The organism is Halapricum sp. CBA1109, from assembly GCF_009741825.1.
GTDB lineage: Archaea > Halobacteriota > Halobacteria > Halobacteriales > Haloarculaceae > Halapricum.
The window spans coordinates 1-7059 of record NZ_WPCA01000137.1; the positions used below are offsets into that span (position 1 = coordinate 1).

Consider the following 7059-nt stretch of genomic DNA (forward strand, 5'->3'; position numbering starts at 1 on the left):
GGCGGCCGTCGCCGTCGAGGCGACCCCCCAGGAGGACGGCCTCGTCGTCGACTGCACGTGGCCAGCGGCCTAAAACGAGGTCAAAAGCGTCTGTACCGTCCGGTAGCCGATCAGCGCGAGGAAGACGACCGCGCCGCCGTACAGCGGGACCCGGAGGCGTCGCCGCCACGCCGGCCGGACGTGGACGGGTGCCGTCAGCGCCGTCACGACGAGGAGGACGACGAACGAAAGCGAGACGTACAGGTCGAGCGCCAGCGAGTCGGTCGAAGCTAGTACCGCGAGGACGACCAGCGAACCGAAAAGCTGCCCCAAGAGCAACCGCCGCTGGCGGACAGTCACCATAGCGCCTCGTACGCCACCCCGTCGCATAACGGTTCGTGTCGCGCCGATCCCGTTTCGGTCGCCGACCGTTGGCCCGACTCGCGCGGCGGCCGCGCGTGTGAACCACTATATGTCCCCCCGTCGTTCCACCGTGTAACAGTCACGGGGCAGGCCCTCGGATCGGCCACCACAGGACCGCCCGTGGATTACCAACGATGACAACCGAACGCTACCGAGTCCTCGGCTGTGCCGTCGAACACCCGAACCACGTCTTCCCGGTTCGGACGCCGTTCAACCACCGGTCGTTCGACGCACTCAACCGCCACGCCGCGGACGTCGACCTCGTCTCCCCCACGCCGTTCGCGCCGCCGGCCGGCCCGTTCTCGGAGTACCGCCACGTCCCCGCCCGCGAGCGATGGGGCTCGACCGAGGTCCACTACCCGCGATTTTTCTACCTCGTCCCGAAACGCTATCTCTACCACCGCTCGGGGGACTCCCTCCAAAAGCGCTTCCAGCGGTACGTCGAACGGACGTTCGAGACGCCCCACGACGTGGTCCAGACCGCCGGGCTCTACCTCGACGGCTACGGCGCACTGGGATACTGCCGGAAACACGACGTGCCGCTGGTCGCCATCTCCCACGCCGGCGACCTCAAGAACTTCGACCGGTTCAACGACGGCGTCAAAGAACGGATCCGCGAGACCATCGACTACGCCTCGCGCGTGTTGACCGTCAGCGACGAACTCGCGGCCGTCGCGCGACGGTTCGCCCCGGCAGAGAAAGTACAGACGCTGCCCATCGGCGAGGACCCCGACCACTACCCCGTCGACCGCCGGGCGGCCATCCGCCGGGAGTTGGGTATCGACCCCGAAACTCGGCTGTTGTTGTTCATCGGGCGCTTCGAGGACCAGAAGGGCGTCCGGGAGTTGGTCGCCGCGTTGGAATCGCTCGACCAGGAGGACGTGGCCGTCGCTGCCGTCGGGCACGGCGGCGACCGGCGGTGGTGGTTCCTCGACCGTCTCGGCTCGCTCTCGCATCCATCTCACGCCTACTGGGAACTCGACCCAATCGCGGTCCGGCGCCTCCACGTCGCCGCGGACCTGCTGGTCCACCCCAGTCACTCGGAGGCGCGGCCGACGGTCATCTACGAGGCGATGGCGGCCCGGCGGCCGGTGCTCGCCTCCGACGTGGGCGGCATCCCGGAGATGGTCGTCGACGGCGAGACGGGCGTCCTCGTCCCGCCACAAGACGCGACGGCGCTTGCGGGCGCGCTGTCGACGCTGCTCGACGACCGCGACCGCCTCGAGGAGATGGGCGAGGCGGGCTACCGACGACTGCTCGATCAGGGGTGGACGTGGGAGCGCCACGCCGAGCGACTGGCCGCCATCCACCGGGAGGTCGCCCGTGAGTGAGCCGCGTGTCAGCGTCGTGATTCCGGCCTACCGCCGGGACGACGTCCTCGGCCGGGCGATAGACAGCGCGCTCGCACAGACCGTCGACGTCGAAGTCCTCGTCGTCGACGACGGCTCCGAGGACGACACGGCGGCCGTCGTCGCGGCGTACGGCGACCGGGTCCGGTATCTCGTTCACGACCGAAATCGCGGCGTCTCGGCCGCCCGTAACACCGGGGTCGCCGCCGCAAACGGCGAGTACGTCGCCTTCCTCGATTCCGACGACGAGTGGCTCCCGCGGAAACTCGCGGCCCAACTCGACCGGATCGAATCCGGGGACTGGATCGGTGCCTACTGCGACGTGACGCCCGCGGACCTGTCGCTGCTCGGTCGGGTCGGCGCGGTGGTCTCGAAGCGTCTCGTCCGGTCGTCGGCCCCGACGGAGGGCGGCCGGGAACTGGCCGAAGCGCTGCTGACGATGCGGGTCTTTATGAGTCCGGGGTCGACGCTGGTCGTCGAGCGCCGGGTGCTCGACTCGGTGGGCGGCTTCGACGAGGGGCTGTCGATATACGAGGACTGGGACCTCGTCTTGCGGTTGCTCGCCGAGGGACCGCTGGCGTACGTCGACGAACCGCTGGTCGTGACACACTTCACCGGCGACGCGGCCCCGGCCGCGTACGTCGAGAACGACCGTCGGTACCTACAGCGCAACGCCGACCTCGTCGCGGCCCTCGAAGCCGACGGTATCGAGGTCGAACGGATCCACCGGATGGGGCTGGTCGGGCACTTCCTCGCGGCGGGGGAGTTCCGCGGGGCCGCGGACCACCTCGACACCGGCGTCCTCACTCGCCCGGTCGACCTCCTCCGGGTCGCCTTCTGGTCGCTTTTGGGCGTCTGTGCGCGGCTCTCCGGCGGTGGACAGCATGAGTGAGGACGACTCCTACGACGTGCTCGCGTCGTGTATCCACCACCAGAGCCACCCGCTCGGCACGCGGTCGCCGTTCAACCACCGGTCGTTCGACGCCATAAACCGGACGGCCGCCGACTTGGACGTGGTCGTACCGACGCCGTTCGCGCCGCCGGTCGGTCCCTACTCGGAGTACTACCGCGTCCCGAAGACCGAGCGGTGGGGGAGTTACGTCGCCCACTATCCGCGGTTTTTCTACTACGTACCCAAGCGATATCTCTACCACCGCTCGGGGGACTCCCTCCAGAAGCGTGTCCGGCGGTACGCAGAGCGAACTTTCGAGACGCCCCACGACGTGGTCCACACCTCCGATATCTACCTCGACGGCTACGGGGCACTCTCGTACTGCCGCCGCCACGACGTTCCGCTGGTCGTGATGAGCCACGCAGTCGACCTGAACAACTACGACCAGTTCAACGCCGCCGCACAGTCACGCATCCGCGAGACCATCGACTACGCCTCCCGACTCCTCGTCGTCAGCGACGAACTCGCGGCGACCGCCCGCCGGTTCGCTCCTGACACAAAAGTCGAGACCGTCCCTATCGGCGAGGACCCCGACCGGTTCCCGGTGGACCAGCGGGCGGCCATCCGCCGGGAGTTGGGTATCGACCCGGACACCAAACTGCTGCTGTACGTCGGCGCGTACACCGAACAGAAGGGCATCGAGGACCTCGTCGCCGCCGTCGACGCCCTCGACCGCGAGGACGTGATGTTGGTGACCGTCGGCCACGAGGGCGACCGGCGGTGGTGGCTGCTGGACCGCCTCGGCCGGATGGACCACTACACCAAGTCCTTCTGGCGACTCGACCCCGTGGCCCTGCGGCGGTGGCAGGTTGCCGCCGACTTGCTCGTCCACCCCTCCTGGACGGAGGGGCGACCGACAGTGCTGTACGAGGCGATGGCCGCCGGGACGCCCGCCGTCGCCTCCGACGTGGGCGGTATCCCGGAGATGATCGTCGACGGCGAGACGGGCGTTCTCGTCCCCCCACACGACCGGGACCGACTCACCGCGACGGTGGACCGGTTGCTGGACGACCCACAGCGTCTCGAAGAGATGGGCGCGGCCGGGCGGCGGCGACTGATCGAGCGGAACTGGACGTGGTCGCGCCACGCCGAGAACGTCGTCTCGATTCACCGCGAGGTTATGTCCGAGCAGTGACCTCCACAGCCGACAGTACCAAGCCCGGTCCAGCCGTTGCTGTGGTGTGAGCAGTCCGACAGTCACGGTGGTCGTCCCGTACAGCCCCGCGTACACGCCCGAGTCGATGCTCGCGGCGGCGACGGCGTCCGTCGACGACCAGTCGGTCCCGACCGAGACGCTCGTCGTCGACGACGTCGACACCGGTCCCGCGGACGCCCGCAACGCCGGCCTCGACCGGGCCGAGACGCGGTACGTCGCCTTCCTCGACGCCGACGACCGCTGGGAACCGGACAAACTCCGGCGCCAACTCGACCGGATGGTCGAGACGGGGGCCGGCCTCTGCGTGCAGGGCGACCCGATGACCCTCGACGACTTCGTCTACGCGGTGTTCGTCGGCGACCTCTCTGAGGTGACCTCGGCGATAGTCGTCGACACCGAACAGGTCAGGGCCCGTTTCGAGTCGGGACTGGACCGCGGGGAGGACCTGCTGTACGCCCTCGAAGCGGCGAGCGAGGCGGGAGTGTGTCTCTGCCCGGACCTCTTCGAGCGCCGCCGCCACGCCGACAGTATGACCGCGAGCGGGATGGCTATCGAGGAGTACCGCACACACGCCAAGCGCTTTGGCTACCTCGTCAGTCAGCGCGTCCCCGAGGCCCAGCCGTACCTCCCCATCTACTACAATCAGCTCTACACCGACCTCGGGCGGGCCTGCCACCGAGCGGGTGAGTACGACCGCGCGGTGACCTATCTCGGTCGCGCGCTTCGGATCACCGCCCATCCGGTCACGGCGCTGTTGCTCTGTCGCTCGCTGTGTTACCGCGCGCTGTCGTTGTAGAGGCCGCCGAACCCGTCGGCGTCGTGGTACAGCCGCGTGTGGCCGGTCGTGTACGGCTTGTCCAGTCGGTCGTCGGCCGCTCGGAACCGCTCGCGGGAGACCAGAAACGACCGGAGGCTGTCGGCCTGTAGCCCGTCGCCGACGGGGACGATGTTCCCGGCCCACCGCTGGCGGGCGAGGACGAACGCGGACGGCCGCGCCGTCCGAATCCCGTCCGCTTCCGGCCGGAGCGTGCCCCTGACGCGGTAGTCGGTCGTCTCGAACGCCCGCCGGGTGACGTGGTCGGACGCGACGCGCCCGTCGACGAACTGGTCGCCGAAGACCGCCGTCCGCTGGAGCGACCGGTACTCGGCGTCGGTGAGTTCGACCTGCTGGCTGGGTTCCTCGAGGTAGACCGACGACCGGAGGTCGTCGGCCGCGACGGTCGTGAACGCCGTCGCGCCGCCCGTCGCCGCCACTACCACGAGTGCGAGCACCGCGGTCCGCCGGTCGACGCGCACCGCCCGACCGAGTCCGATGCCGAGCGGGATAACGGCCAGCAACACGACGACGAACTGCAGCCGTTCGATCTGTGGAATCGGAATCGGGAGCGGTAACAGCAGTCCCGCGGCCACCAGTCCGGTCACCGCCAGCGTCGTCCCACGGCGATACCGGCCGAACCGGTCGAGCAGCTCGTAGCCGGCGAGCAATAGCAGTGTCGCCAGCCCGATGGCGTAGACGCCCGTCGGCGTCGTCAGCCACTGCACCGATAGCGCGACGCTGTCGGCCGGGAGCGTGACGCCGTAGTTGAACAGCAACTGTCCCGGGACCGCGACCACGTTCAACACCACCCCCGCGGACAACTGGACGATGCCGACGATGATCGAACTCGGCGTGTACGCCCAGTAGGCGAGCAACAGCACCCCGCCGACGACGGGCGCGAACAGCCAGCGATAGCCCAGCCGACTCGGGGCGAGAAACCGCCCTCGCAGGACCGCGACGGGAACGGCGACGAACACCAAAAGCGCCGCGAGCAGGATGTACGTCAGGTGGTGGGTCGGGACCATCGTGACCACCAGCGCGAGCAGGAACAGCGACAGCCGACGGAACCGGGAGCGCTCGCCCGTCGTGAGCAGTCGCGCGTTCACCTCGAACCCGACGAACAGGAGGACGACGGCCAGCGCCTGCGGGAAGAAGTACAGCGCGTGGTAGTGGACGAACTCGAACAGGGGGAGCGCCGCCGCACAGCAGAGGCCGAGCCGTGGGGACCCGAGTAGCCACCGTCCGAACCGGTAGACGACGGGGACGGTCAGGGTGAACAGCGCGATACCGGACAGGACGATGGTGTCGTACGCCGGGAGCCCGGTGACGTGGGCGACGGTCCCGACGACGTAGTGGAAGACGGGGTAGAAGTCGTAGCCGTGCGGGAGCGCGGCGGCCGTCCCGCTCTCGAACAGGCGCTGGACCGCGCCGACGTGGGCGAACGTGTCGGTCCCGCCGAAGTAGAACCCGGTCGTGACGTACTTGCCCAGCGCCGGCGCGGCCACCAGCGCGGCGACCTGCGTCAGTACCGAGGGGACCGACGGGTCGGCCCGTAGCTGTGCGGCCACGAGCAGCGTCCCGACGGGCAACGCGACTGCGAACGGGAGCAGCCGCGAGCCGAGCAGTTCCGCGGCGATGACGGCCCCGCCACACAGCGCGAGGACGACCCGCGTCAGCACGGGCGCTGGTACCCGTGGCACCGGCTCTCGCTCTGTCCGGGAGCCGTAGAACAGCGCCGCCGCGAGTACGGCGGCAACGAACCCGAACCCCGCCCGGAGCACCGTCGGTCTGCCCAGCCCCGTCAGCGTGTCCAGCGCGACCAGCCCCGCGGCCGCGAGGGCGACGACGGCGACGGGGACGGCGGCGACGCGGCGGGACGACATAGTACCCGGTTCAGTGGCGGCCGGGAAAAGCGTTGCCGGTATGGGGTACAGCTATGCCTCGCCAGCCGATAGCTACCGGCGTGTACGAGAGACGCGCATTCATCGCCGCCGCGGGGACCGCGGCCGTCGCGCTCGCGGGGTGTAGCTCCGACGGAGGGCCGACGGACACTGATTCCGGGACACCGTCGCCGACGCCCACGGGCGGGACAGTCGTCGAGATGACCGACGAACTCCGGTTCGAACCGGCCACCGTGACGGTCGGCGTCGGGGAGACGGTCGTCTGGGAGACGGTCGGCTCAGTCGCCCACAGCGTCACTGCCGTCGAGGACGGGATTCCGGCGGACGCCGACTACTGGGCCTCCGGCGGGTTCGACTCAGAAGCCGCCGCCCGGTCGAGCTATCCCGACGGCAGCGTCGGCAGCGGCGAGACGTACAGCCACACCTTCGAGACGGCCGGCGAGTGACACCCTACGTCTGTGGCCCCCCACGCCACCAATATG

General features: G+C 69.4%; 7 protein-coding genes. 5 read left to right on the forward strand and 2 right to left on the reverse strand.

Annotated elements, in window-relative coordinates; genetic code table 11:
• Positions 1-69: 69 nt before the first annotated feature.
• The gene (locus tag GJ629_RS13010) at positions 70-342 is read right to left on the reverse strand and encodes a hypothetical protein (protein ID WP_157513436.1); all 273 of its coding nucleotides are present in this window, start codon (positions 340-342) and stop codon (positions 70-72) included.
• A gap of 194 nt (positions 343-536) precedes the next feature.
• Between GJ629_RS13010 and GJ629_RS13015 the strand changes: the two genes are divergently transcribed.
• Genes GJ629_RS13015 through GJ629_RS13030 form a run of 4 tightly spaced genes read left to right on the forward strand, consistent with a single transcriptional unit; the run spans position 537 to position 4655 of the window.
• Complete coding sequence (locus GJ629_RS13015; RefSeq protein WP_157513437.1) at positions 537-1733, forward strand: glycosyltransferase; 1197 nt, start codon at positions 537-539, stop codon at positions 1731-1733.
• Complete coding sequence (locus GJ629_RS13020; protein ID WP_370515907.1) at positions 1726-2643, forward strand: glycosyltransferase family 2 protein; 918 nt, start codon at positions 1726-1728, stop codon at positions 2641-2643. The genes GJ629_RS13015 and GJ629_RS13020 overlap by 8 nt, the downstream gene beginning before the upstream one ends.
• Positions 2636-3838, forward strand: a complete 1203-nt coding sequence (locus GJ629_RS13025; protein ID WP_157513438.1) for a glycosyltransferase family 4 protein — start codon at positions 2636-2638, stop codon at positions 3836-3838. The genes GJ629_RS13020 and GJ629_RS13025 overlap by 8 nt, the downstream gene beginning before the upstream one ends.
• 46 nt (positions 3839-3884) lie before the next feature.
• Entirely contained in the window at positions 3885-4655 is a 771-nt protein-coding gene (locus GJ629_RS13030; RefSeq protein ID WP_370515908.1) for a glycosyltransferase family 2 protein, read from the forward strand.
• Here the strand turns inward: GJ629_RS13030 and GJ629_RS13035 are convergent.
• On the reverse strand, positions 4634-6559 hold the full coding sequence (locus GJ629_RS13035) for a hypothetical protein (RefSeq protein WP_197428602.1): 1926 nt from the start codon (positions 6557-6559) through the stop codon (positions 4634-4636). The genes GJ629_RS13030 and GJ629_RS13035 overlap by 22 nt on opposite strands.
• An 80-nt stretch (positions 6560-6639) precedes the next feature.
• On the opposite strand from GJ629_RS13035, the gene GJ629_RS18080 reads away from it, so the two are divergent.
• On the forward strand, positions 6640-7023 hold the full coding sequence (locus tag GJ629_RS18080; protein ID WP_370515909.1) for a plastocyanin/azurin family copper-binding protein: 384 nt from the start codon (positions 6640-6642) through the stop codon (positions 7021-7023).
• The last annotated feature ends 36 nt before the right edge of the window (positions 7024-7059 follow it).